At 60.9% G+C, this 25,101-nt stretch carries 24 protein-coding genes; all 24 read left to right on the top strand.

The annotated features are described in order from the left end of the window. Positions 1 to 79: 79 nt before the first annotated feature. The 24 genes from rfbF (at position 80) to ACTJK7_RS15680 (ending at position 25,098) form a co-directional block, all read left to right on the top strand. Positions 80 to 853 (top strand): glucose-1-phosphate cytidylyltransferase, encoded by a 774-nt coding sequence (gene rfbF, locus ACTJK7_RS15795; RefSeq protein WP_440780647.1) that lies wholly within the window; start codon positions 80 to 82, stop codon positions 851 to 853. After that, positions 835 to 1,917, top strand: a complete 1,083-nt coding sequence (rfbG, locus tag ACTJK7_RS15790) for a CDP-glucose 4,6-dehydratase (RefSeq protein ID WP_221615213.1) — start codon at positions 835 to 837, stop codon at positions 1,915 to 1,917. Before rfbF ends, rfbG begins: the two co-directional genes overlap by 19 nt. Continuing rightward, positions 1,914 to 2,474: a dTDP-4-dehydrorhamnose 3,5-epimerase gene (gene rfbC / locus ACTJK7_RS15785; protein ID WP_007958330.1), complete on the top strand. Its 561-nt coding sequence runs from the start codon at positions 1,914 to 1,916 to the stop codon at positions 2,472 to 2,474. Before rfbG ends, rfbC begins: the two co-directional genes overlap by 4 nt. Further along, positions 2,471 to 3,697 (top strand): class I SAM-dependent methyltransferase, encoded by a 1,227-nt coding sequence (locus ACTJK7_RS15780; RefSeq protein WP_323150871.1) that lies wholly within the window; start codon positions 2,471 to 2,473, stop codon positions 3,695 to 3,697. Before rfbC ends, ACTJK7_RS15780 begins: the two co-directional genes overlap by 4 nt. After that, positions 3,694 to 4,545, top strand: coding sequence for an NAD-dependent epimerase/dehydratase family protein (locus ACTJK7_RS15775; protein ID WP_323150872.1), 852 nt, complete (start codon positions 3,694 to 3,696; stop codon positions 4,543 to 4,545). Before ACTJK7_RS15780 ends, ACTJK7_RS15775 begins: the two co-directional genes overlap by 4 nt. Beyond that, positions 4,542 to 5,615: a class I SAM-dependent methyltransferase gene (locus ACTJK7_RS15770; protein ID WP_108560240.1), complete on the top strand. Its 1,074-nt coding sequence runs from the start codon at positions 4,542 to 4,544 to the stop codon at positions 5,613 to 5,615. The genes ACTJK7_RS15775 and ACTJK7_RS15770 overlap by 4 nt, the downstream gene beginning before the upstream one ends. Before the next feature lie 17 nt (positions 5,616 to 5,632). Next, positions 5,633 to 6,370, top strand: coding sequence for a cephalosporin hydroxylase family protein (locus tag ACTJK7_RS15765; protein ID WP_323150873.1), 738 nt, complete (start codon positions 5,633 to 5,635; stop codon positions 6,368 to 6,370). Positions 6,371 to 6,424: 54 nt separating this feature from the next. Then, positions 6,425 to 9,340 carry a TIGR00180 family glycosyltransferase gene (locus tag ACTJK7_RS15760; protein WP_236196597.1) on the top strand — a complete coding sequence of 972 codons (2,916 nt, stop codon included), beginning with the start codon at positions 6,425 to 6,427 and terminating at the stop codon, positions 9,338 to 9,340. 30 nt (positions 9,341 to 9,370) lie between these two features. Then, entirely contained in the window at positions 9,371 to 10,372 is a 1,002-nt protein-coding gene (pseB, locus tag ACTJK7_RS15755) for a UDP-N-acetylglucosamine 4,6-dehydratase (inverting) (RefSeq protein WP_064594325.1), read from the top strand. Continuing rightward, positions 10,369 to 11,526 (top strand): UDP-4-amino-4,6-dideoxy-N-acetyl-beta-L-altrosamine transaminase, encoded by a 1,158-nt coding sequence (gene pseC, locus ACTJK7_RS15750; RefSeq protein WP_440780648.1) that lies wholly within the window; start codon positions 10,369 to 10,371, stop codon positions 11,524 to 11,526. Before pseB ends, pseC begins: the two co-directional genes overlap by 4 nt. A 31-nt stretch (positions 11,527 to 11,557) precedes the next feature. After that, complete coding sequence (locus tag ACTJK7_RS15745) at positions 11,558 to 12,178, top strand: pseudaminic acid biosynthesis-associated methylase (protein WP_108560246.1); 621 nt, start codon at positions 11,558 to 11,560, stop codon at positions 12,176 to 12,178. Continuing rightward, positions 12,175 to 12,870: a pseudaminic acid cytidylyltransferase gene (pseF, locus tag ACTJK7_RS15740; RefSeq protein ID WP_108560248.1), complete on the top strand. Its 696-nt coding sequence runs from the start codon at positions 12,175 to 12,177 to the stop codon at positions 12,868 to 12,870. Before ACTJK7_RS15745 ends, pseF begins: the two co-directional genes overlap by 4 nt. Next, positions 12,867 to 14,369 (top strand): UDP-2,4-diacetamido-2,4,6-trideoxy-beta-L-altropyranose hydrolase, encoded by a 1,503-nt coding sequence (pseG, locus tag ACTJK7_RS15735; protein ID WP_108560250.1) that lies wholly within the window; start codon positions 12,867 to 12,869, stop codon positions 14,367 to 14,369. Before pseF ends, pseG begins: the two co-directional genes overlap by 4 nt. Beyond that, positions 14,366 to 15,418, top strand: coding sequence for a pseudaminic acid synthase (gene pseI, locus ACTJK7_RS15730; protein ID WP_108560252.1), 1,053 nt, complete (start codon positions 14,366 to 14,368; stop codon positions 15,416 to 15,418). Before pseG ends, pseI begins: the two co-directional genes overlap by 4 nt. A gap of 227 nt (positions 15,419 to 15,645) precedes the next feature. Beyond that, positions 15,646 to 16,572, top strand: coding sequence for a ketoacyl-ACP synthase III (locus tag ACTJK7_RS15725; RefSeq protein ID WP_007958310.1), 927 nt, complete (start codon positions 15,646 to 15,648; stop codon positions 16,570 to 16,572). 86 nt (positions 16,573 to 16,658) lie between these two features. Then, positions 16,659 to 17,951 (top strand): motility associated factor glycosyltransferase family protein, encoded by a 1,293-nt coding sequence (locus ACTJK7_RS15720; RefSeq protein ID WP_108560256.1) that lies wholly within the window; start codon positions 16,659 to 16,661, stop codon positions 17,949 to 17,951. Next, on the top strand, positions 17,948 to 18,214 hold the full coding sequence (locus tag ACTJK7_RS15715; RefSeq protein ID WP_064378614.1) for a hypothetical protein: 267 nt from the start codon (positions 17,948 to 17,950) through the stop codon (positions 18,212 to 18,214). Before ACTJK7_RS15720 ends, ACTJK7_RS15715 begins: the two co-directional genes overlap by 4 nt. A gap of 243 nt (positions 18,215 to 18,457) precedes the next feature. Further along, positions 18,458 to 19,318, top strand: a complete 861-nt coding sequence (locus ACTJK7_RS15710) for a flagellin domain-containing protein (protein ID WP_007958307.1) — start codon at positions 18,458 to 18,460, stop codon at positions 19,316 to 19,318. Between the two features lie 71 nt (positions 19,319 to 19,389). Beyond that, on the top strand, positions 19,390 to 19,746 hold the full coding sequence (locus ACTJK7_RS15705) for a flagellar protein FlaG (protein WP_108560258.1): 357 nt from the start codon (positions 19,390 to 19,392) through the stop codon (positions 19,744 to 19,746). 80 nt (positions 19,747 to 19,826) lie between these two features. Beyond that, positions 19,827 to 21,293, top strand: coding sequence for a flagellar filament capping protein FliD (gene fliD / locus ACTJK7_RS15700; protein ID WP_108560260.1), 1,467 nt, complete (start codon positions 19,827 to 19,829; stop codon positions 21,291 to 21,293). 129 nt (positions 21,294 to 21,422) lie between these two features. Then, positions 21,423 to 21,821 (top strand): flagellar export chaperone FliS, encoded by a 399-nt coding sequence (gene fliS, locus ACTJK7_RS15695; protein ID WP_007958302.1) that lies wholly within the window; start codon positions 21,423 to 21,425, stop codon positions 21,819 to 21,821. Positions 21,822 to 21,831: 10 nt separating this feature from the next. Further along, a complete protein-coding gene (locus tag ACTJK7_RS15690; protein ID WP_108560262.1) occupies positions 21,832 to 22,128 on the top strand; it encodes a flagellar protein FliT in 297 nt (98 codons plus the stop codon). Between the two features lie 172 nt (positions 22,129 to 22,300). Then, the gene (locus ACTJK7_RS15685; protein ID WP_039765583.1) at positions 22,301 to 23,776 is read left to right on the top strand and encodes a sigma-54 dependent transcriptional regulator; all 1,476 of its coding nucleotides are present in this window, start codon (positions 22,301 to 22,303) and stop codon (positions 23,774 to 23,776) included. Between the two features lie 110 nt (positions 23,777 to 23,886). Beyond that, positions 23,887 to 25,098: a sensor histidine kinase gene (locus ACTJK7_RS15680; RefSeq protein WP_011333046.1), complete on the top strand. Its 1,212-nt coding sequence runs from the start codon at positions 23,887 to 23,889 to the stop codon at positions 25,096 to 25,098. Positions 25,099 to 25,101: the final 3 nt, after the last annotated feature.

The raw sequence follows: 25,101 nt of genomic DNA, 5'->3' as shown, positions 1-25,101 counted from the left end.
GCGCCCGGACTGGCAAAGGTTCAGCCGCAAAGGCCTGCAACAGCGAGGCCGAGCCCTGTGACGTAGAAGAGGGGAGACGATGAAGGCAGTAATTTTGGCGGGTGGCCTCGGCACGCGCATCAGTGAAGAGTCGCACCTCAAGCCCAAGCCAATGATCGAGATCGGCGGCAAGCCAATTCTCTGGCACATCATGAAGCAGTATTCCGCCCACGGAATTCATGATTTCGTGATCTGCCTCGGCTACAAGGGCTACGCGATCAAGGACTTCTTCGCCAACTACTTCCTGCACACCTCCGACGTCACGTTCGACATGCGCAACAACCGCATGGACGTTCACCAGAACTACAGCGAGCCGTGGAGTGTCACCCTGATCGACACCGGCGAGGAAACCATGACCGGTGGTCGTCTGCTGCGCGCCGGCCGTTACCTCAAGGACGAAGAAGCGTTCTGCTTCACCTACGGCGACGGCGTCTCCGACATCAACATTGCTCAACTGGTCGACTACCACAAGGCTCATGGCCGTCTGGCGACCGTCACCGCCGTGCAGCCGCCGGGCCGCTACGGCGCCCTTGAGCGGCAGGGCGATCAGGTCCTCGGCTTCACCGAAAAACCGCGCGGCGACGGCGGCTGGATCAATGGCGGCTTCTTTGTGCTGTCGCCAAAAGTGCTGTCGTACATCGTTGGCGACGAAACTACCTGGGAAGCGGAGCCATTGGCTCGACTGGCTCAGGACGAACAACTGAAAGCCTTCGAGCACGAAGGCTTCTGGCACCCGATGGACACCCTGCGCGACAAGAACCATCTCGAAGCGCTGTGGCAGAGCGGGGAGGCCCCATGGAAGCAATGGGCCTGAGTCCTGAGTTCTGGCGCGGCAAGCGGGTTCTGGTCACCGGGCACACCGGTTTCAAGGGCAGCTGGCTGACCCTGTGGCTGCAAAGCCTCGGCGCGCACGTCAGCGGTTTTTCCCTCGACCCGTCGACCGAGCCGAGCCTGTTTGAACTGGCGCGCGTGAGCGAAGGCATCAATGATCAGCGCGGCGACCTGCGTGATCTGGGCGCCTTGCTCGAGATCATCGCCGACACCGAGCCGGAAATAGTCCTGCACCTGGCGGCCCAGCCGCTGGTGCGCGAAGGCTATCGTGATCCGCTCGGCACTTATTCCAGCAACGTCATGGGCACCTTGAATCTGCTCGAAGCGATTCGTCAGGTCGGTTGCGTGCGGGCCTGCGTGCTGGTGACCACCGACAAGGTCTACGCCAACAAGGAATGGCTGTGGCCGTACCGCGAGGACGAAGCCCTCGGTGGCCACGATCCTTACAGCAGCAGCAAGGCCTGCTGCGAGTTGCTGGCGCAGTCTTACGCGGCATCGTTCTTCCCGGCCGACAAGTACGCCGAGCACGGTCTGGCCCTGGCCACTGCGCGCGCCGGCAACGTGTTGGGCGGCGGTGATTTTGCCCCTGAACGGCTGATACCCGATGTACTGAAAGCCTGGTCGGCCGACGAGCCGGTGACCCTGCGTTACCCGCAAGCCGTGCGCCCGTGGCAGCACGCGCTGGAGCCGCTGGCCGGCTATCTGCAACTGGCCGCCGGGCTCTACGAACAAGGCCCGGAGTACGCCGGCGCGTGGAACTTCGGCCCGGGTGAAGCGGACATGTGCAGCGTCGGCGAAGTGGTCGAACTGCTTGCAAACCGCTGGCCTCAGGCCCGCGGCCTGCGTATCGAAAAGAGTGACCTGCACGAAGCCGGCCTGCTGCGTCTGGACAGCAGTCGCGCCCGTCAGGTGCTGGGCTGGCAACCGCGCTGGACGTTGCAGCAATGCCTGACCCAGACCCTCGACTGGCACCTGGCGTGGCAGAACGGCGACGACATGCGCACCGTGACTCTCGGCCAACTGAACCTGTACCGGGGCGCGCTGTGAGCGAGTTTTCCTTGAAACCGTTGCCCCTGGCCGGGTTGTTCAGCGTTCAGCACAAACGCTTCGAAGATCAGCGCGGGCACTTCGCCCGGCTGTTCTGCGAAGGCAGTCTGAAGGCATTCGGCAGTGAGTTTCACATCCGACAGATCAATCATTCCTGCACCCGCGAAAAGGGCAGCGTGCGCGGTCTGCATTATCAGAATGCCAATGCGCCGGAAGCCAAACTGATCACCTGCCTGCGCGGTGAGGTGTGGGACGTGGCGGTGGATCTGCGCCCGGACTCGGAAACCTTCCTGCACTGGCACGCCGAGCACCTGAAGGCCGGCGACGGTCGCAGCCTGTTGATTCCCGCCGGCTTCGCCCACGGTTTCCAGACCCTCACCGAAGACGCCGAACTGCTTTATCTGCACAGCGCCGATTACGCGCCGGAGCACGAGGGCGGTCTGTCGGTGAACGATCCACGGCTGGCGATCGCCTGGCCGTTGCCTGTCAATAATTTGTCAGCCCGGGATTCCAGCCATCCCGCGCTCGATCAACACTTTGCTGGAGTGCGTCTATGAACTGTCGTGGGTGCGCTGCACCGCTGAGCCTGCCGCTGATCGATCTCGGCACCTCGCCACCGTCCAACGCCTACGTGCACGCCGATCGAATCGAGCAGGCCGAGCAATGGGTGCCGCTGAAGGTCGCTGTTTGCGAGCAATGCTGGCTGGTGCAGACCGAGGATTACACAAGCGCCGACAGCCTGTTCGACGCCGATTATGCCTACTTCAGTTCGTTCTCCAGCACCTGGCTGGCTCACGCCGAGCGCTACGTGGCCGAGATGGTCGAGCGCTTCGGCCTGACCGCCGACAGCCGCGTGGTTGAGGTCGCCGCCAATGACGGCTACTTGCTGCAGTACGTGGCTGCTCGCGGTATCAAGTGCCTGGGCGTCGAGCCGACCCGCAGCACCGCGCAGGCAGCACGGGAAAAAGGCCTGGAGATCCGTGAACTGTTCTTCGGTCGCGACACCGCCGCCCAGCTGAAAAGCGAAGGCTGGGCCGCCGACCTGATGGCCGCCAACAATGTGCTGGCCCACGTGCCGGACATCAACGATTTCCTCGGTGGTTTCGCCGCGCTGCTCAAACCGACCGGCGTCGCCACTTTCGAATTCCCGCAACTGCTGACGCTGATGGCTGGCGCGCAGTTCGACACGCTGTATCACGAACACTATTCCTATCTGTCCCTGACCGCCGTGCAGACCCTGTGCGAGCGCAATGGTCTGGAAGTGTTTGACGTCAGCCAGTTGTCCACCCATGGCGGATCGCTGCGGGTGTTCGTCCAGCGCAAGGACGGCGAACGCCGCGCCGTGCAGCCTGCCGTGCAACAGCAGTTGCAGGCCGAACTCGATGCGGGTGTGAAAACCCCCGGGTACTACGCCACGCTGGCGCCGGCCGCCGAACGCATCAAGCACAATCTGCTGCGCTTCCTGTTGCAGGCCAAGGCCGACGGCAAACGTGTGGTCGGCTACGGCGCCGCTGCCAAGGGCAACACCTTGCTCAACTACGCCGGGGTCAAACCGGACCTGCTGGCCTGGGTCGCCGATGCCAACCCGCACAAACAGGGCAAGTTTTTGCCGGGCAGCCGCATCCCGATCGTCGCGCCGGCTCAGATCGACATCGAAAAACCGGATTACGTGCTGGTACTGCCCTGGAACCTGCTTCACGAAGTCAGCCAGCAACTGGCTCAGGTGCGTCAGTGGGATGGCCGCTTCGTGATCGCCGTGCCTGAGTTGAGCGTGCTGTGAAGGTTCTGGTCACCGGGGCCACGGGCTTCGTCGGTCGTCATCTGGTCGCGGCATTGCTGGCCCGTGGTTGCACGGTGCGGGCGGTTTCACGCGACGCGCAGAAAGCCGCGGACATGCCGTGGATCAAGGACGTCGAGTTCGTGAGCGCGGATATTCACGCGGCGGATCTGAATGTCGCGGCGCTGACCGAGGGCGTCGATGCACTCGCGCACCTGGCCTGGCCGGGGTTGCCGAACTATCGGGCGCTGTTTCATTTCGAGCACAACCTGATGGCCGACTACCGCTTCATCAAAGGCGCGGTAGAGGCGGGCGTGAAACAGGTGCTGGTGACCGGCACGTGCTTCGAGTACGGCATGCAGAGCGGTCCGTTGAGCGAACAGAACGACGCGCAGCCGGCCAATCCCTACGGTCTGGCCAAGCACACCCTGCACCTGTTTTTGCAAAGTATGCAGCAGGAGCATCCGTTCACCCTGCAATGGGTACGGCTGTTCTACCTGCACGGTGAAGGGCAGAACCCCAACAGTCTGTTGGCGGCGCTGGACCGGGCCATCGATGCCGGCGATGCGACGTTCAACATGTCGGCGGGCGAGCAGTTGCGAGATTTTCTGCCGATCCGGACAGCTGCGAATCACCTCGCCGCGATCCTGCAACAACGAGATTTCGACGGCACGATCAACTGCGCCAGCGGCCAGCCGGTTTCGGTGCGGGCGCTGGTCGAACAGCGCGTGCGTGAGCGCGGCGCGACCATCGGCCTGAACCTCGGCCACTACCCGTATCCGACCCACGAACCGCTGGCGTTCTGGGCGGTGACCGAGCGCTTGCAACAGTTATTGGGAGAGCTGCAATGAGGCACGAGTTGTATCGGGTCACCGACCTGCCGGTGCTGCAGAACCGCACCTTTGCCGATCCCGAATCGGCGAAGGCCTCGGCCAGCGCCGACATGTTGCTGGTGCAGGATGAACGCAGCGGTCTGATCTTCAATGCGGCGTTCGACGCCGACAAGCTCAGCTATGACGCTGATTACCAGAACGAGCAGGCGCATTCCGGCCAGTTCCAGAAACACCTGAGCGATGTCGAAGGCATCATCGCCCGGCACTTCAAGGGCCAGGAACTGATCGAAGTCGGCTGCGGCAAAGGTTATTTCCTGGAGCTGCTCAAGGGCCTGGGTTACCACATCACCGGCATCGACCCGGCCTACGAAGGCGAGAACGCCGACGTGATCAAGGCCCCGTTCACCCGAGGCCTGGGCCTTGCGGCGGACGCCATCGTGCTGCGCCATGTGCTGGAGCACATCCAGGATCCGCTGGGCTTTCTGGCGGTGATCGCCGAAGCCAATCAGGGCGGCGGGCAGATCTACATCGAAGTGCCGTGCTTCGACTGGATCCTCGAACACCGCGCCTGGTTCGACCTGTTCTACGAGCACGTCAATTACTTCCGCCTCGATGACCTGCGCCGGATGTTCGGCACGGTGCATGAGGCCGGTCACCTGTTCGGTGGCCAATACCTGTACATCGTTGCTGACCTTGCCACGTTGCGCCTGACCCCGGAACAACCGGTGCCACGCCTGGCGTTGCCGGACGATTTCACCGCCAGCCTCAAGCGCGCGGTGCAAATCATCCAGGGCGCACCCGGGCAGGGTTCGGCGATCTGGGGCGCCTCGTCCAAAGGCGTGATCTATTCGCTGTTCCTGCAACGCGCCGGCGTGGCGGTGGATCGCGTGGTCGATATCAACCCGGCCAAGCAGGGGCGTTACCTGCCCCTGAGCGGCGCCCGGGTATCCTCGCCGCAAGAGGCGATGGACGCCTTGCCCGAGGGCGCCAACCTGTTTGTGATGAATTCCAATTACCTCGAAGAGATCAAGCGGATGACCGGTGGACGTTACGTCTATCACGCCGTCGACAGCGCTTCGTTCCAGTGACCCTTGAGATTTTGAAAATGACCGACAACAGCATCAACGAAGCTTTCGAAGCCGAATGCCGCGAGCAGATCGCCCAGCAGGGTGACGACCAGAAACTCACCGGCCTGGCCCGTGATTTCTTCAACGAATCGGCCAAGCACAAGTACAGCTACCACTTCTCGTGGATGGGCCGTCCGATCATCCAGCTGCCGCAAGACATGATGGCCATGCAGGAAATCATCTGGCAGGTGAAGCCGGATCTGGTCATCGAGTGCGGCATCGCCCACGGCGGTTCGATCATCTACTACGCCTCCCTGCTGGAGCTGCAAGGTCACGGCGAAGTGCTGGGCATTGATCTGGACATCCGTGCGCACAACCGTGAAGCCATCGAAAGCCACCCGATGAGCAAGCGCATCAAGATGATCGAAGGTTCGAGCATCGACCCGGCCATCGCCGCCCAGGTTCGCGCTGCCGCCGAAGGCAAGAAAGTCATTCTGGTGCTCGATTCCAACCACACCCACGACCACGTGCTCGAAGAGCTGCGCCTCTACGCGCCACTGGTTTCGGTCGACAGCTACTGCGTGGTGATGGACACCGTGGTTGAAGACATGCCGGCCGATTTCTTCCCGGATCGTCCATGGGGCCCGGGCGACAACCCGAAGACCGCCGTGTGGAAATACCTGGAAGAGAACAAGGATTTTGAGATCGACGTTCAGCTGCAGAACAAGCTGCTGATCACCGTGGCGCCGGACGGCTATCTGCGTCGCGTTCGTTAATTCGCAACATCACCCAAGCGTTGTCTCGGCGGATCGCCGGTTGTGGAGAAAGTTATGCAAGGCAAGTTCAGTTCTGAATTGACGCTACCGCTCAACGAGCTGTTGACCGTGGTGCTGATTACGCACAATCGTCCGGCGTTCCTGCGTCGGGCGGTGAAGTATTACAGCAGCTTGCCCTGCAGAATCATGGTGCTGGACTCCACGGCCGAGCGGCCGGAAGGCGACTTCTGCGCAGTCGATTACCACCACGTGCCGCAGTTCGCCTACTGGGGCATGCAGGCCAAGCTGGCCTATGGCGTGGAGCAACTGACCACGCCGTACATGGTGCTGGCAGCCGACGACGACTTCATCCTGCACGACTCGCTGGCCGAGTCGGTGGGCTTCCTGCAGGCGAATCCGGATTACGGCATGTGCCACGGCTACTGCATGATGTACCTGACGCTGGGCGGTGGCGTGAGCTACTACCGCCGCGACAAGAAAGTGCAGGAGGACTATGCGTCCGAGCGGGCGCAGGACCGCGTCGTCGACTACATGAGTCAGTACATCCCGCCGTTCTACGCGGTGACCCGTACCGACCTGATGAAAACCTGGCATTCGGCATTGCCGCCGGGCACCAGCTTCCAGTGGCAGGAGATCGGCCACGTGTACTTCCTGCTGGCCAGTGCCAAGGCACGGATCCTGCCGATCCCGTATGTGGTGCGTGAGATCAACTATGGCAACTCCGAGCACAGCACCGAGGTCTACCACTCGCTGACCTATATCGATGCCAAATCCGTGGCCGAACGCGAAGCCTTTGCCGAATTCCTGGCGGGTCTGCCGACCGGTATCAAGGACTTGAATGCAGAGCAGGGCAAGGCGTTTGCCCTGCAAAGTTTCGAGGCGATGGTCGACAGTCTGCAAAGCGGCCGCGCTCTGACGGCGGAGCTGATTATTCAGTCGACCTGGAACCATGAACTCAAGCGCCCGGACCGCCGCTTCGGCCCCCTGCAGTACGTCGAAATGCCGTTCTACAACCAGGCTTTCTTCGATCGCCTCGAACAGTTCGAATTCATGCTGCACGCGATGCCGGCAGGGCGTATTCAACTGGAGAAACTCGAGGGCGTGTGGACGCGTCAGGCGCACCTGATCCAGGCGCGCAACAACGATACGCCGGCAAGCGTGCTCGACCGCCTGTGGCAGGCCCATGACCTCAATGCGTTCAACCGCACCGTAGCCAAGCGCCTGGCCGAGCAACTGGAGCTGTCTGGTGAGGATGAGCAAGCGCAGACGATGCGTGACTGGATCGCACGTCTGGAAACGTTGACTGTCGCCGATCACCATCAGGTGTTCGACCAGATGCAGTCCGGCCGTCTGCTGAAGTGGCTGGAGACGCGTCAAGCCGATGCGGGGCAGATCGAAGCGATTGCCGAACATCTGGCCGTGAACGGTGGTGGCCCGCAGTTCGCCATCTTCCTGCTGGATATGGATGACGACATCGACAAGCTGCAGGTCAGCCTCGACAGCCTGCTCGAAGGTCAATGCAAGGCGTTCCGCATTGTCGTGTTCACCACCGGTGAAGCACCGGCGGCGACCACTGCGCAGAACACCCTGCACTTTGTCCGCGTGACGCCCGACAATCTCGTCGACAAGCTCAACCAGAGTGCTCGTCAGTCGCCTTGCGACTGGTTGCTGCTGGCTGAGGCGGGAGATGAGTTCACTGCCGGCGGCCTGTTGCGCGCCAGTCTGGAGCTGATGAACGCCGGTGGTATCAGCGCTGTTTCCACGGACGAGATTCAGCGCCGGGAAAACGGTGCGCTGATGGATGTGTTCCGTCCAGGCTTCAATCTCGACCTGTTGCTGAGCCTGCCAGGCCTGATGGCGCGGCACTGGTTGATCCGGCGTGAAGTATTGCTGGAAGTTGACGGCTACCGCGCCGATTTCAGCAAGGCGCTGGAGTTCGATCTGCTGCTGCGCATTATTGAACAGGGTGGCCTGAACAGCCTGGCGCACCTCGATGAGCCGCTGCTGATCACACAGGCGCCGGAGCTGGAAGAGAATCCGCATGAGCGTCTGGCATTGCTGCGTCATCTGGGCAATCGCGGTTACAAGGCCAAGGTCACGTCGGCGGTGCCGGGGCTCTACCAGATCGATTATCACCATAGCGATCGCCCTCTGGTTTCGATCGTTATCCCGGCCGGGGACGATCTGTCTGCTCTGCAACGCTGCCTGGAAGGCGTACTGTTGCGCACCCGCTATCACAAGTACGAAATCCTGATAGCAACCACGGCTTCGCAATCGGCCGAGGTCAATGACTGGCTCGGGACTTATCAGCACCCGAAAGTCAGCGTGCTGCGTGCCGATCAATCACTCAGCACGGCTGCGCTGTGCAACGCGGCCAGCCAGCAGGCTCAGGGCGAATTTCTGGTGCTGTTGGCGGCGGATGCGGAAGTGGTCAATCCGAACTGGCTGGACTCGTTGCTCAACCATGCCCTGCGCCCGGAAATCGGTGTGGTCGGCCCCAAACTGGTCAATCGCGACGGCAAGATCAGCCAGGCCGGCCTGATCCTGGGCATGAACGGTGGGGTCGGCTCTGCATTCATCGGCGAGAAACACGACGCCGAAGGCTACCTGTACCGGTTGTCCGTGGACCAGAACTACTCGGCGGTTTCGAGCGTATGCCTGATGGTGCGCAAGGAGCTGTTCGAGGCGCTGGGCGGTCTGGACGACAGCACGTTCGCTGCTGGCTTCAGCGATGTCGACCTGTGCCTGAAGGCCGGCCAGGCCGGCTATCTGACGGTCTGGACGCCATCGGTGCAAGTCATCCATCAGGGCGATATCGCCCAGGCTGATCAGGCACTGGCTGCGTTGCAGGAAAAATGGGCGGCGGCGTTCGCCCAGGATCAGGCGTACAACGCCAACCTGAGCCTGACTGGCAAAGGCTTTGTGCTGAACGACAGCGCTTCGCTCAATTGGGCGCAGTTGATCGCCTAGGTCTGGCGGACAAGGAACGGAACTCAAGACATGTTCAACGGAAAATCGATTTTCATCTCCGGCGGCACCGGCTCGTTCGGGCGCAAATTCATTGCGCGCCTGCTCGAGCAATACCAGCCCAAGCGCGTGGTGGTGTTCTCCCGGGATGAACTCAAGCAATACGAAATGCAGCAGACGTTCAATGCGCCGTGCATGCGCTACTTCCTCGGCGATGTGCGCGACGCCGACCGTCTGCGCCAGGCCATGCGCGGCATCGATTACGTGGTGCATGCCGCAGCTTTGAAGCAAGTGCCGGCAGCGGAATACAACCCGACCGAATGCATCCGCACTAACGTCAACGGCGCGGAAAACATCATCGCTGCCGCCATCGACAACGGGGTAAAGAAAGTCGTCGCGCTGTCCACCGACAAGGCCGCAAGCCCGATCAACCTGTACGGCGCCACCAAGTTGCTGTCGGACAAGTTGTTCGTCGCGGCCAACAATATCGCCGGCGAACAGCAGACACGTTTTGCCGTGGTGCGCTACGGCAACGTCGCCGGTTCGCGCGGGTCAGTGGTGCCGTTTTTCAGCAAGCTGATCGCTGACGGTGCGACTGAGCTGCCGATCACCGATGAGCGCATGACCCGCTTCTGGATCACCCTCGATCACGGCGTGCAGTTCGTGCTCGACAGCTTTGCGCGGATGCACGGCGGCGAAGTGTTCGTGCCGAAGATCCCGTCGATTCGCGTGGTCGATCTGGCGCGTGGCATGGCCGAGCATCTGCCGCACAAGAACGTCGGCATTCGTCCGGGCGAGAAGCTGCACGAGTTGATGGTGCCGCTGGACGATGCGCGGATGACCCTGGAATTTGCCGACCACTACACGATCCAGCCGTCGATTCGCTTCACCAGCGTCGACGTGGATTTTGCCGAGGACAAACTTGGTGAGCGTGGCGTGCCGGTCGGCGAAGATTTCGAATACCGCTCCGACACCAACCCGCACTTCCTCTCGGTGGGTCAGATCGCCGACCTGCACGCGAAGCTGTCGGTATGATTCCCTACGGTCGGCAGAGCCTCGACCAGGCGGACATCGACGCAGTGCTCGAGGTGTTGCAGTCCGACTGGTTGACCCAGGGGCCGACCATCGAACGCTTCGAGCAGGCGATGGCCGAGCGTTGTCAGGCCGACTTTGCCGTGGCGGTGTGCAACGCCACGGCGGCGCTGCACATTGCCTGTCTGGCGGCAGGGCTCGGCGCGGGCGACCGCTTGTGGACCACGCCGAACACCTTTCTCGCGTCGGCCAACTGCGGCCGTTATTGCGGTGCCGACGTTGATTTCGTCGACATCGATCCGCTGACCTGGAACCTCGATGCCGAAGTCCTGGCGAGCAAACTCGATGCGGCCGAACGCGACGGCACGCTGCCCAAAGTGCTGGTGGCAGTGGCGTTCTCCGGGCAGAGCTGCGACATGCGGCGAATTGCCGAACTGGCCGAACGCTACAACTTCACGGTCATCGAAGACGCCTCCCACGCGGTCGGCGCCAGTTATGCCGGACGACCGGTGGGTTGCGGTGAGTTTGCCGCGATGACCGTGTTCAGTTTCCACCCGGTAAAGATCATCACCAGCGGCGAAGGCGGTATGGTGCTGACCAATCGCCCGGAACTGGCCGAGCGCCTGCAACGCCTGCGCAGTCACAGTATGACCCGCGATCCGCAACAGATGACCGAACCCAGTCACGGCCCGTGGTACTACCAGCAGGTCGAGCTGGGGTTCAATTACCGGATCACCGATCTGCAAGCCGCGCTGGGCCTGTCACAGCTAGGCAAACTGGACGGGTTCATCGCCCGTCGCAGGGAGTTGGCCGCGCGTTACGATCGCTTGCTGGCTTACCTGCCGGTTACCGTGCCGAGCCCCCAGCCGGACGCCGAGTCGGCCTGGCATCTTTACGTGGTGCGTTTGCAGACCGAACGCATCAGCCTCAGCCACCGTCAGGTATTCGAAGGCTTGCGCGCCGTTGGCATCGGCGTGAACCTGCACTACATTCCGCTGCATTTGCAGCCGTACTATCGTGATCTGGGTTTTGCCGAGGGTGACTTCCCCGAGGCCGAGCGTTATTACGCCGAAGCGATCAGCCTGCCGCTGTTCCCGCTGCTGAGCGATCAGCAGCAGGACTACGTGGTCGAGCAATTGCGTCGGTTGACCGAATGATTGCCGCCGCGGCGGTGAACGGAAAACGGTGATGCGTGATCTGAGCGAGCAGGAACAATTCTGGCAGGGCGAATTCGGTAACCAGTACGTGGATCGCAATATCGGTCAGCCACTGGTGGCGGCCAATCTGGCGTTGTTCGCCAAGGCGCTGACCCGGGCCGGGCGGATCGACAGCCTGCTGGAGCTGGGCACCAATGCCGGCAACAACTTGCAGGCGCTGCGTCAGTTGCTGCCGCGTTGCGAGCTGTTCGGGGTCGAGATCAATGCCAGTGCCTGCGCTCAGGCGTGTGCGCTGGAGATTGCGAACATCTGGCACGGTTCGCTGTTCGACTTTCCCCGTGAGCGCCAATACGACCTGACCCTGAGCAAAGGCGTGCTGATCCATCTGGCGCCGGAGCTGTTGCCGACCGCTTATGCGCAGTTGTACGAGCTGAGTTCGCGCTACATCCTGATCGCCGAATACTACAATCCGTCGCCGGTGGAAGTGTCCTATCGCGGCAACAGCGGCAAGCTGTTCAAGCGCGACTTCGCCGGGGAACTGCTCGATCGCTATCCCGATCTGCAACTGCTGGATTACGGCTTCGGTTATCACCGCGATCCGCAATTTCCGGTGGACGACATCACCTGGTTCCTGCTGGACAAACGTCCTTGAACAACGTCGCAATCATCCCGGCCCGCGGGGGCAGCAAACGCATTCCACGCAAGAATCTTGCGCCGTTCGACGGTGTGCCGATGATTGTCCGTTCGATTCGTACGGCCCTCGATTCAGGGTTGTTCGAGCAAGTGGTGGTCAGCACCGACGACCCGGAAATCGCAGACGTGGCGCGGGCCAATGGTGCTCAGGTGCCGTTCATGCGTCCGGCGGAACTGGCCGATGATTTCACCGGCACTGCGGCGGTCATCGTGCATGCCTTGCAGCAACTGCCGGCCTTCGAATACGCCTGCTGTGTGTACGCCACGGCGCCGCTGTTGCAGGCACGGTTTCTGCGTCAGGGACTGGAATTGCTGGCGCAGCATCCGGACAAGTCCTTTGCTTTTTCAGTCACCGATTTCGGCTTTCCGGTGCAGCGCGCCTTGACCCTCGACGGGCAGGGCGCGCTGACGGCGTTGTATCCCGAGTTTCGCAATACCCGTTCGCAGGATCTGCCGGCTGCCTTTCAAGATGCCGGCCAGTTCTATTGGGGCCGTAGTGAGGCCTGGCTGGGTGGCGAGGTGTTGTATTCGCCGGCCAGTCTGCCGGTGATCCTGCCACGCCATCTGGTGCAGGACATCGATACCGCCGAAGACTGGAAGCGCGCCGAGTACCTTTACGCCGCCCTCAAGGCTGGTGGAGAACTGCAATGAGAGTGCTGATCCGCGCCGACGCCTCGCCGACCATCGGCAGTGGCCACATCGCCCGGTGCCTGACACTGGCGCGAGTACTGCGCACGCAAGGCAGTCACGTTGCGTTCGCCTGTCGTCGTTTGCCGGGGCATCGGCTTGATGCGTTGCAAAGCGAAGGCTTCGAGACCTTCGCGTTGCCGGATCGCTATGCCGGTGAAGACCCGGAGCAGGCCATCGAGTCGATGCTGCCGTGGCAAGCGGATATCGATGCACTGGCGACGCAGCTGGAAGGGCAGCCCGGATTTGACTGGGTCATCGCCGATCATTACGGCCTCGATCATCACTGGCAGACCGCAGCTCGTCGCTTCGCACCACGGATCGCCGCCGTCGATGATCTGGCGACCCGCCGCTACAGCGTGGACCTGTTGCTCAATCAGAACCTCTCCGGGCTCAGCGAAAATTATCAGCCGCTGCTGCCGGCCGGTTGCCGAGCACTGCTCGGCCCGCGCTTCGCCATGCTGCGCGAAGAATTCAGTGGCCCGGCCATCGAGATCAAACCGGTGGCGCGCCGGGTGCTGGTGAATTTTGGCGGCTTCGATGCGGCACGCCAGACTCATCACGCCATGCTGGCGCTGGCGGATTTTTCGGCGCTTGAAGTGGATTTTGTCGCCGGCGCCGACAACCCGGCCTGGGCAGAGATGCAGGCACTGGCCGAAACGCGGCCGCACTGGCGTCTGCACAGTTTCGTCAGCGATTTTCATCGACGCATGACCGAGGCCGACCTGTTTATCGGCGCCGGCGGCGGCACCAGTTGGGAGCGCGCGGCCTTGGGCCTGCCGACGATCTGCATTGCGGTGTCGAACAACCAGCAGGCCAACGGTGAGGTGATGGCGGCGGCCGGGGCGCATGTGTTCATGGGCGCGCGGGAGCAGGTCAGCGTCGAGCAACTGCGCGATGCGATCGGCTTTGTCGTGGGCAACTTTTATCTGCGCCAGAGCCTGGCCGAGCGTTCGCGGCAATTGGTCGACGGACGCGGTGCGCTGCGTGTGGCGGCGGCACTGGCCGGCGCGGTGCTCAAGTTGCGCTTGGCGACACCGGAGGATGCGCAGTTGCTGTTCGACGGACGCAATGCCGAGGTGGTACGCCGCTGGTCGCTGGACAGCGGGGCGATTGACTGGACGCAACATGTGAACTGGCTGGGCGCGAGCCTGCGCAATCCTCAGCGGTTGCTGCTGGTGGCCGAGGCGGATGACGGCCCGGTCGGCGTCCTGCGCTACGATTTGCGCGGCTTTGAGGCAGAGGTTTCGCTGTATCTGTTCGAGGGGCGTTTTGGTCTGGGTTGGGGCCGGGCACTGCTGGCGCAGGGTGAAGCCTTTGTGGCTGCACACTGGCCGCAGATGACCGCCATCACCGCCCAGGTCTTACCGGCCAATCAGCCCTCGATAAATGTTTTTCGTGACGCCGGGTTCACCCAGAGTGCCTGCGCGTTCACCAAGGTTTTGAAGGAATCCCGTCAATGAGCAGTTTCAAGATCGGCAACCGCCGGATCGGTGCCGATGCACCGCCGTTCATCATCGCGGAAATGAGCGGCAACCATAACCAGTCGCTGGACGTCGCCCTGCAGATTGTCGAAGCGGCGGCACAGGCCGGTGCCCATGCCTTGAAGCTGCAAACCTACACCGCCGATACCATGACCCTGGATCTGGCGGAAGGCGAGTTCTTCATCAAGGATCCGAACAGCCTGTGGGCCGGTACTTCGCTCTACGACCTGTATGAGAAGGCCCACACCCCATGGGAATGGCATGCGCCGATCTTCGCCCGGGCCAAAGAGCTGGGCATGCTTGCGTTTTCGACACCGTTCGATGACAGCGCCGTGGACTTTCTCGAAAGCCTCGATGTGCCGGCCTACAAGATCGCCAGTTTCGAGAACACCGATCTGCCGTTGATCCGCCGTGTCGCAGCGACTGGCAAACCGTTGATCATTTCCACCGGCATGGCCAGCCTCGCCGAACTCGACGAAACCGTGCGCGCCGCCCGTGAGGCGGGATGCAAGGATCTGGTGCTGCTCAAGTGCACCAGCACCTACCCGGCGACCCCGACCAACAGCAACGTGCGCACGATCCCGCATCTGCGTGAGTTGTTCGGTTGTGAGGTCGGGCTGTCAGACCATTCGATGGGCGTCGGCGTGTCGGTGGCGGCGGTGGCGCTCGGTGCGACGGTGGTAGAAAAACACTTCACCCTCGACCGTGCGGCCGGCGGGGTTGACGCCAGTTTCTCGCTGGAGCCGGCGGAACTGGCCAGTCTGGTGGTCGAAACCGAGCGCGCCTGGCAGGCCATGGGTCAGGTGCATTACGGCGTCACCGAGGCTGAGCAAAAATCGCTGGTTTACCGCCGGTCGCTTTACGTCACGGCCGATATGGCGGCCGGTGAACCCTTCACGGCGGCCAATGTGCGTGCCATTCGGCCCGGTCTCGGTCTGCCGCCCAAGCACACCGATGCCGTCCTCGGGCGCCGTGCGCGCCAGCCGATCAAGCGCGGTACGCCGCTGGACTGGTCATTGGTCGAATGAGCCAATCTGCCACCGATTCGGCAAAATAGCGTGACCTGCGAGTCATAACGCGCATCTTCACTGTATTGTAATGACCGGGGAGATGGCGCCTGGCCCGTTTTTCGGTCCCAGTGGTAGCCCTTTGCGCTCCCCGTGGCTGCCCGTTGTGGCGGCCGTTTTCTGTTTGTCGGCGCCCCTCGAATCCTTGCGAGCGGTGGTATTGGGCTGTTTATTATTGGGAAGCCGTAATGATTGGCATAAAAAGCATTGCGAGCTACGTTCCTGTAGCCGGCGTGGACAATTACGCACAAGGTGCAAAATTCGAGAAGGATGAAGAATTCATCCTCGGCAAGATCGGTTCGGCCTTCCTCCCACGCAAAGACGCGGAACAGGAAACCTCCGATCTGTGCGTTGAAGCGGCCAATGCGCTGTTTGCCAACAACCCTGAACTGAAACGTGAATCCATCGATGCGCTGATCGTCGTCACCCAGAACGGTGACGAAGAAGGCCTGCCGCACACCGCTGCCATCGTCCAGGACAAACTCGGGCTGCCGACCAATGTCGCGGCGTTCGATATTTCCTTGGGTTGCTCCGGCTACGTTTACGGCATCTACGCGATCAAGGGCTTCATGGAAGCCGCCGGCCTGAAGAATGGTCTGTTGATCACCGCCGACCCGTATTCGAAGATCGTCGATCCGGAAGACCGCAACACCACCATGCTGTTCGGCGATGCCGCTACCGCGACCTGGATGGGGGAAGACCCGGTCTGGGCACTCGGCAAGGCCAAATTTGGCACCGACGGTTCCGGCGCACCGCACCTGAAAGTCACCGATGGCGTGTTCTTCATGAACGGCCGCCAGGTATTCAACTTCGCACTGCTCAAAGTCCCGGCGCACTTGCATGAGTTGCTTGACGATTCCGGCCTGAAGGCCGATGACATCGACGCCTTCTGCATTCACCAGGGCAGTGCGGCGATTGTCGATGCCGTGGCGCGGCGCTTCGAAGGCGAGCCAGAGAAGTTCATCAAGGACATGGTCGAGACCGGTAATACCGTGTCGTCCAGTGTGCCGTTGCTGCTGGAAAAACACGTGATGGATTCCGACTGGAGCCGCATCGCGATCAGTGGTTTCGGCGTCGGTCTGTCGTGGGGTTCGGCGATTATTTATCGTCCTTGAATCGGTTAAAAGCGGCGGATACAAAAATAGCGTTCAAGGGTTAACCTTGAACGCTATTTTTTTGCCTGAAGGGAGCGCGAGGCGCCATGAGTGAGTTTTTCCAGGCCAACGCTGAAGTCATCGAACGACGCTGGCCGGCGCTGTTCGCCCGATTGCTGAACGAAGACAGTTCGGCAATCGAGGCCGAACTGACGCAGGGGCTGGGCTCGACGCTGAGCGTTGGCGGCATTCAGCTCACCAGTCGGCATGACCGTGTCCGCGAAGCGCAGATTCAGGCTGCCAGCCTGCCGGCAGACAAGCCGCAACTGCATGTCTACGGCACCGGACTCGGGGATTTGCCCACGGTGCTGCTGGAACGCTCCGGGCTTGAGCGGCTATATGTGCACATCCTCAACGGCGCGCTGTTCGCCTTGGTGCTGCAACTGCTCGACCAGCGGGAGTGGCTGCGGGATCCGCGAGTCGAATTACTGTACGCCAGCGACCTGCCCGACATCTGCACACCGTTTTTCGCATTGCCTGCCGAGATGCTGCTGGCCGATGACTTCAACGCGAAGATCCGTGATCGGCTGGTCAGCGAAGTGCATCTGAGCTTCAACAACCGCGAGTTCGATCCGCAGTCACCGTTCATTCAGCAGCGTCTGCAGGACTGCTTGCCGGTATTGCTGGCTGACGATGATGTGGCGACGCTGTTCGGCACCTGTGCCGGTCGGGAGATTTTCGTGATCGGCACCGGGCCGACCCTTGAGCAGCACTTCGAACGTCTGGCGGCGATTCGCGAGCGGGCGGAGCGTCCGCTGTTCATTTGTGTCGATACCGCGTACCGGCCGCTGCGCGAACACGGGATCGTGCCCGACTATGTGGTGAGTATCGATCAGCGCATCAGCTTCCGGCATTTGCCCTTCGAGGAATCCGACGGCATCCCGCTGGTGTATCTGCCCATGAGTGACCCGCAGGTGCTGAGGGCCTGGAAGGGCAAGCGTTATGGCGCTTACTCGGCAAGTCCGGTCTATGCGGCATTGCGTGAGCAGCACCCGAGGGCGCTGCTGCATGTGGGTGGCAGCGTGATTCACCCGGCCGTGGACCTGGCTGTGAAGATGGGCGCTGCACGCATCACCCTGTTCGGCGCCGATTTTGCCTTCCCTATGAACAAAACCCATGCCGGCTGGAATGACGGTGACCTCGGGCCGTCGGTGAATCAGGCGCGGCACTGGGTGCGTGACGGATATGGCCAGCGTGTCAGTACCCAGCTCAATTTTCGCGGTTACCTGTGCGTGCTGGAGCGATACATCGCCAGTCAGCCGCAGGTGGCGTTCTTCAACAGCAGCCGCGCGGGGGCGCAGATTGCCGGTACAGCGTTCAATCAGGAGTTTGTGCAATGACTGCACTGAAAGGCTGGGTAGACGAGTGCCACCAGTGTGCCGGGCTGTTCCGCTTGGGACGTGACGTCGAGGCCGCGTTGACCATGGTCGATGTATTCGAGGGCGCGCAGCGGTCATTGCAGTCGGCCGGTGTACAGAAGCAGCACGCCTGGGCGCAGTTGCTCACGCAGATGCTCGAGTGCCAGGAGCGTCAGGACTGGTTGGGACTTGCCGATTTCATGGAGTACGAGTTGATTCGATTGCTGGAAGAATCGTCCGCCTGACGAGGGGCGAAGGCGCTGGCCCGCAGGTTTGCGCCATGGACGGTTTTATGACGTCATTTTTTCGAGGGTAAAGTGCTGCTAAGTCTTTGTTTTCTAGGGGGTGGCAGGGTGATGGCAAATTTTTTCAAAAAAGCCCTCAAGCAACCTGCAAACCCGACGATAACTATTACGAAGGTTCTCTAGGCCATACCCGGCGGTTGCCAGGGCCGGAAGCCGCAGTACCCAACCAACGAGGAATTCGTCATGGCTTTAACAGTAAACACCAACACCACGTCGTTGAACGTTCAGAAAAACCTGAACCGCGCTTCCGACGCTCTGTCGACTTCGATGCAGCGCCTGTCTTCCGGCCTGAAAATCAACAGCGCTAAAGACGACGCCGCTGGCCTGCAGATCTCCAACCGTATGTCTTCCCAGATCCGCGGTAACACCCAGGCAATCCAGAACGCCAACGACGGTATCTCCGTTGCCCAGACCGCTGAAGGCGCTCTGCAAGCTTCGACCGACATTCTGCAGCGTATGCGTGAACTGGCTGTTAAAGCACGTAACGGTACCAACGGCACTGCTGACCAGACCGCTACCAACGCTGAATTCGCTCAGATGTCCGACGAGATCACCCGTATCTCGGCTGCTACCAACCTGAACGGCAAAAACCTGCTGGACGGTTCGGCTGGTACTGTGACCCTGCAAGTGGGCGCAAACACCGGTTCGGCTAACCACATCGACCTGGTACTGAGCTCCAAGTTCGACGCCGTCAGCCTGTCCGTAGGCAGCGGTACTGTAGTTCTGACCGGTACCACCGGTACTGGCGCTGGTTCTGCTTCGCAGAACATCGACAACGCGATCACTGCAATCGACGCCGCTATCGCTGCAATCGGTGCAACTCGTGCCAGCCTGGGTGCTTCGCAAAACCGTCTGACCAGCACCATCCAGAACTTGCAGAACATCACCGAGAACACCACTGCTGCACAAGGTCGCGTACAAGATACCGACTTCGCCGCAGAGACTGCTAACCTGACCAAGCAGCAAACCCTGCAACAGGCTTCGACCTCTGTTCTGGCTCAAGCCAACCAACTGCCTTCCGCTGTACTGAAGCTGCTTCAGTAATTTCGGAATGAGTTTTAGCGGGGGAGTGCGCTTGCGTGCTCTCTCGCTTTTTACGTTATGAGGTGATGAGCATGGACATGAGCGTCAAGCTTAACGTGTCTTATCCGGCTCCCAAGCCAGCCAATACCGTCACCGACAAGCCGTCGGAGACCAAGCCTCAGGCCGTTGAAGCGGTTCCTGTCTCGAAAAAGAGCCAGGAAGCAGATGAAACCAAGCTGAAGCTGGCGGTGCAGGAGATCGAGAAGTTCGTTCAGTCGATCAAGCGCAATCTGGAATTCTCGATCGACGAGCATTCCGGCAAGGTCATCGTCAAGGTGATCGCAAGCGAGACGGGCGAGGTCGTACGACAGATCCCTTCCGCAGAAGCCCTCAAGCTGGCAGACAGCCTCGCCAACGCAAGTCACGTGTTGTTCGACGCCAAAGTCTGATAGCTGGCATGAATAGTGTTTGAAGTTCTTTAGACGCAGGTAGTGGTCAAAAGACTGGCAACAACCCAAGGGAGATGCACATGGCAAGTCCAATTTTACCGGGTTCGGGCCTGGGTTCCGGCCTGGACATCGGTGCAATCGTTACTGCGCTGGTCAACGCCGACAAGTCGCCGAAGCAGACGCAGATCGACAATGCGACGAAAACCAACACGCTGAAGATTTCCGGTGTAGGTACGCTGAAGAGTGCGCTGACCGCCTTCCAGACGGCGATGACGAACCTTGGCAGCAAGACCAATCCTGCATTTGCCGGCTACACCGCCACGTCGAGTACGCCTGCGGTTTTGGGTGTGACTTCGGATAACACCGCAGTTTCCGGTACTTACAGTGTTGTCGTGAGTAAACTGGCCACCGGTTCGAAAGTAGCCAGTGCATCCTTTGCCGGCGGTGCGGCCAGTGCCATTCCGAGTGGTACCCTGAAAATCAGTCAGAATGGCACTGATTACAATGTCACGATTCCGGCCAACGCGACCTTGCAGAGCACTCGTGACGCCATTAACACGGCTCAGGGCTCCAACGGTATTTCCGCCAACATCGTCACCGACAGCAGCGGTGCTTCCCGGTTGGTGATCAGTTCGAGCAAGACGGGTGCAGGTTCCGACCTCTCGGTCAGCGGTATTGCCGGTCTGGAAATCGATGGCACCCAGGTGATGGGCGCTGCTCCGGCGGCGGGCGCGTCCGGATCGGTCGGCGGCCTCGCTCAGGATGCCTCGTTGACCATTGACGGTCTGGCGGTAACCAGCAAGAGCAACACGGTGACCGGTGCAATCAGCGGTCTGACATTGAACCTGCTGACTGTTCCGGCGACGCCCGGGACGCCGGTCACGGTGACTGTCGATACCAACACCAAGGGCTTGCAGACGTCTGTTCAGGCATTCGTTGATGCCTACAATACCTTGAAGAGCACCATTGACACTTTGTCCAAGGCAACACCGGATGAGGATGGCAAACTGACCGTTCAGGCGGCCTTCACCGGTGACTCTCTGCCACGTTCGTTGATTGCCGATATTCGTGGGCAGCTGACAGCTCCGGGTGCCGCTGCTGCGGGGAGCCCGATGGCCTATCTGTCGCAGCTGGGTGTGATGACCGACAAACTCACCGGCAACCTGTCGCTCGATACGACTGCTTTCAACAAGGCCATGTCCACGCCGGGCATGACCGGTCAGGTCCAGCAGATGTTTACTGGTACCAATGACACCAACGGTCTGTTGGCACGCATGAGCAAGGCTGTGGATCCGTATCTGAAGCCTCCTGCCGGTAGTCTCCCTACCGCCAAGGGCCTGCTTGATCAGCGCATGGGTATCCTGAACAACAACACCAAGAGCCTGACCAGTCAGCAACTGGCGCTCGATCTGCGTGTTGCCAACCTGACCAAGACGTTGACTGCAAAATACAACGCCATGGACTTGCTGGTAGGTCAGATGAAGTCTACGGCAAGCAGTATTACGTCGTTCTTCGCCTCGCTCAACGCACAGCAATCCGCGAAGTAACATGCAAGAGCGACAAAAACCCGGCTACGCTTTCGAGCGTGTGCCGGGTTTTTGTCTTGTGGTCTAAAGTTTTTCGACTCGCTGGCGATACACTGTTCATACGAGTCATTGTGGCAAATGAGGTAGAACATGAATCCGATGTTAGCCCTTCGGCAATACCAGAAAGTAGGTGCGCACGCTCAGACATCTGAAGCGAGCCCTCATCGCCTGGTGCAAATGCTGATGGAAGGCGGCCTGGACCGTATCGCTCAGGCCAAAGGTGCGATCGAGCGCAAGGATATTCCAGCCAAGTGCACGTCGATCAGCAAGGCCATCGGCATCGTCAGCGGACTGCGTGAAGGTCTGGATCTGGAAAATTCCGCGGACACGCTGGCTGATCTGGACGGTCTTTACATCTACATGATGAAGCGTCTCGCCGAGGCGAACATCAGCAGCGATCCGCGCATTCTTGATGAGGTAGCCGGCTTGCTGAGCACCGTCAAGGAAGGCTGGGACGCGATCGCACCTGCGCCTGCTCCGCAGTTCTGAGGAGATCACCATGAATCTTGTATTGCAGCGAATCGAAGAAACCCGAGCAGCCTTGGTCGGAGCCCTGGCCGAGCGCAATTGGGAGGCGATCGGTCAACTGGATCTGGATTGCCGTTCCTGCATGGAAGATGTCTTGAGTGAAGCTTCGGTGGACGAGGTTGCGTTGCGCGATAATCTCGAAGAGTTGCTGCATGTCTACAAGCAGCTGCTTGAAGTGGCGATGGGTGAGCGTCAGGCGATAGTCGACGAGATGTCGCAGATCACCCAAGCGCAGAACGCGGCAAAGGTTTACCATCTGTTTGGTTAATTAACCCTCAGTTAATCCAGACATGTGCGCCATAAATTTGACTGTGCACGGTTTTTTGACTTAACTAGTGGCTGTTTTCAGATTTCAGGCGTCTACAGGCACAAGGTGTCCTGCAAGCGTCTCGCTTGCCCCTCATTTTGGGCATTGAGTTGACTAGGGAAGTTGCTATTGCATGTGGCGTGAAACCAAAATTCTGCTGATCGATGACGATAGCGTCCGCCGCCGCGACCTGGCGGTGATCTTAAATTTTCTTGGCGAAGAAAATTTACCCTGCGGAAGCCATGACTGGCAGCAGGCAGTCGGCTCTTTGTCGTCTAGTCGTGAGGTCATTTGCGTACTGATCGGGACGGTCAATGCTCCTGGTGCGCTTTTGGGCTTGCTAAAGACACTCTCAACCTGGGATGAGTTCCTTCCGGTTTTGCTGATGGGCGATAATTCTTCGGTGGACCTGCCCGAAGACCAGCGCCGCCGGGTGCTTTCGACCCTCGAAATGCCGCCGAGCTACAGCAAGCTGCTCGACTCCCTGCACCGTGCCCAGGTCTATCGCGAGATGTACGACCAGGCCCGCGAGCGCGGCCGTCATCGCGAACCCAACCTTTTCCGCAGTCTCGTCGGCACCAGTCGCGCGATCCAGCACGTGCGTCAGATGATGCAGCAAGTGGCCGACACCGATGCCAGCGTGCTGATCCTCGGCGAGTCCGGGACCGGCAAGGAAGTGGTTGCGCGCAACCTGCATTACCATTCCAAGCGTCGTGACGCGCCATTCGTACCGGTCAACTGCGGGGCGATCCCGGCCGAGTTGCTGGAAAGCGAACTGTTCGGTCACGAGAAGGGCGCCTTCACCGGCGCGATCACCAGCCGTGCCGGCCGCTTCGAGCTGGCCAACGGCGGTACGCTGTTCCTCGACGAAATCGGCGACATGCCGCTGCCGATGCAGGTAAAGCTGCTGCGCGTACTGCAGGAGCGCACCTTCGAGCGCGTGGGCAGCAACAAGACCCAGAGCGTCGACGTGCGGATCATTGCCGCGACCCACAAGAATCTCGAAAGCATGATCGAGATCGGCACCTTCCGCGAAGACCTCTACTATCGCCTGAACGTGTTCCCGATCGAGATGGCGCCGCTGCGTGAGCGCGTCGAAGACATTCCGCTGCTGATGAACGAACTGATCTCGCGCATGGAGCACGAGAAGCGCGGTTCGATCCGCTTCAACTCCGCCGCGATCATGTCGCTGTGCCGCCACGGCTGGCCGGGCAACGTTCGCGAGCTGGCCAACCTGGTGGAGCGCATGGCGATCATGCATCCGTACGGGGTGATCGGCGTGGTCGAGCTGCCGAAGAAATTCCGCTACGTCGACGACGAAGACGAGCAAATGGTCGACAGCCTGCGCAGCGACCTGGAGGAGCGCGTGGCGATCAACGGCCATACGCCGGACTTCAGCGCCAACGCCCTGTTGCCGCCGGAAGGTCTGGATCTGAAGGATTACCTCGGTGGTCTGGAGCAGGGCCTGATCCAGCAGGCGCTGGACGATGCCAACGGCATCGTGGCCCGCGCCGCCGAACGCCTGCGGATCCGCCGCACTACGCTGGTAGAGAAGATGCGCAAGTACGGCATGAGCCGTCGTGAAGGTGATGAACAGGCGGATGATTGACGCCTGTTTTTCAAATGCTTCATTTATAAGCGGTTTTTTTTAGGCACGGGTATTGCTACATCCCTCGCAACGTTCCGTTTAACTGACGGTCAGCCAAGCGAGAGAGCACAATGCCCCAAGCCTCCCAGATGTCTTCTGTTCCCGAGTCCTCGGGGCAACTGCCGTCCGTAGAGCAGGCGAGCCGCCAGGGGCTTGAGCAGGCATTCGCCCTGTTCAATCAGATGTCCAGCCAGTTGACCGACTCCTACAGCATGCTCGAAGCCCGGGTCACCGAGCTCAAGGGCGAGCTGGCCGTGGTCAGCGCCCAGCGCATGCAGGAACTGGCGGAAAAAGAACGCCTGGCCAACCGTCTGCAAAACCTCCTCGATCTGTTGCCCGGTGGCGTCATCGTCATCGACGGTCACGGCATTGTGTGCGAGGCCAATCCTGCCGCCATCGAATTGCTCGGCCTGCCGTTGGAAGGCGAACTGTGGCGACATGTCATCGCCCGTTGCTTCGCGCCCCGTGAAGATGACGGTCACGAAATTTCCTTGAAGAACGGTCGACGCCTGTCGATTGCCACCCGCTCGCTGGATGCCGAGCCGGGGCAGCTGGTGCTGCTCAACGACCTGACTGAAACCCGTCACTTGCAGGATCAGCTGGCGCGCCACGAGCGCCTGTCGTCCCTGGGGCGGATGGTCGCGTCGCTGGCGCATCAGATCCGCACACCGTTGTCCGCCGCGTTGCTGTACGCCAGTCATTTGACCGAGCAGGAGCTGCCGGTCGCGACCCAGCAGCGTTTTGCCGGTCGCCTCAAGGAGCGTCTGCACGAGCTGGAGCATCAGGTGCGCGACATGCTGGTGTTCGCCCGTGGCGAGCTGCCGCTGACCGACCGTGTCACGCCGAATGCCTTGATGCAGTCGCTGCAGGCCGCGGCGCTGACCCACGTGCAGGACCTGCCGATCCGCTGGCAGTGCGACAGCCATGCCGGCGAGTTGCTGTGCAATCGCGACACGCTGGTCGGCGCGCTGCTCAATCTGATTGAAAACGCGATTCAGGCGAGTGCCGGTGAGGTGCGTCTGAAAGTGCATTGCTATACCCGCGATAACACCCTGCGTTTGTGTGTCAGTGACAGTGGCAGCGGTATTGATGCGGCGGTGCTGGCGCGGCTGGGCGAGCCGTTTTTCACCACCAAAGTCACCGGCACCGGCCTGGGCCTGACCGTGGTCAAGGCCGTGGCGCGTGCGCATCAGGGAGAATTGCAGCTGCGTTCGCGGGTCGGGCGCGGTACGTGCGCGCAGGTCATCCTGCCGTTGTTTTCTGCTGTACAGGGAGCTGAGTGAAGG

This window comes from Pseudomonas sp. 22085, from assembly GCF_052045815.1.
Classification (GTDB): Bacteria; Pseudomonadota; Gammaproteobacteria; order Pseudomonadales; family Pseudomonadaceae; genus Aquipseudomonas; species Aquipseudomonas glycinae.
The sequence above is the reverse complement of the archived record's forward strand: the minus strand, read 5'-3'. Positions and strand labels throughout refer to the sequence as shown.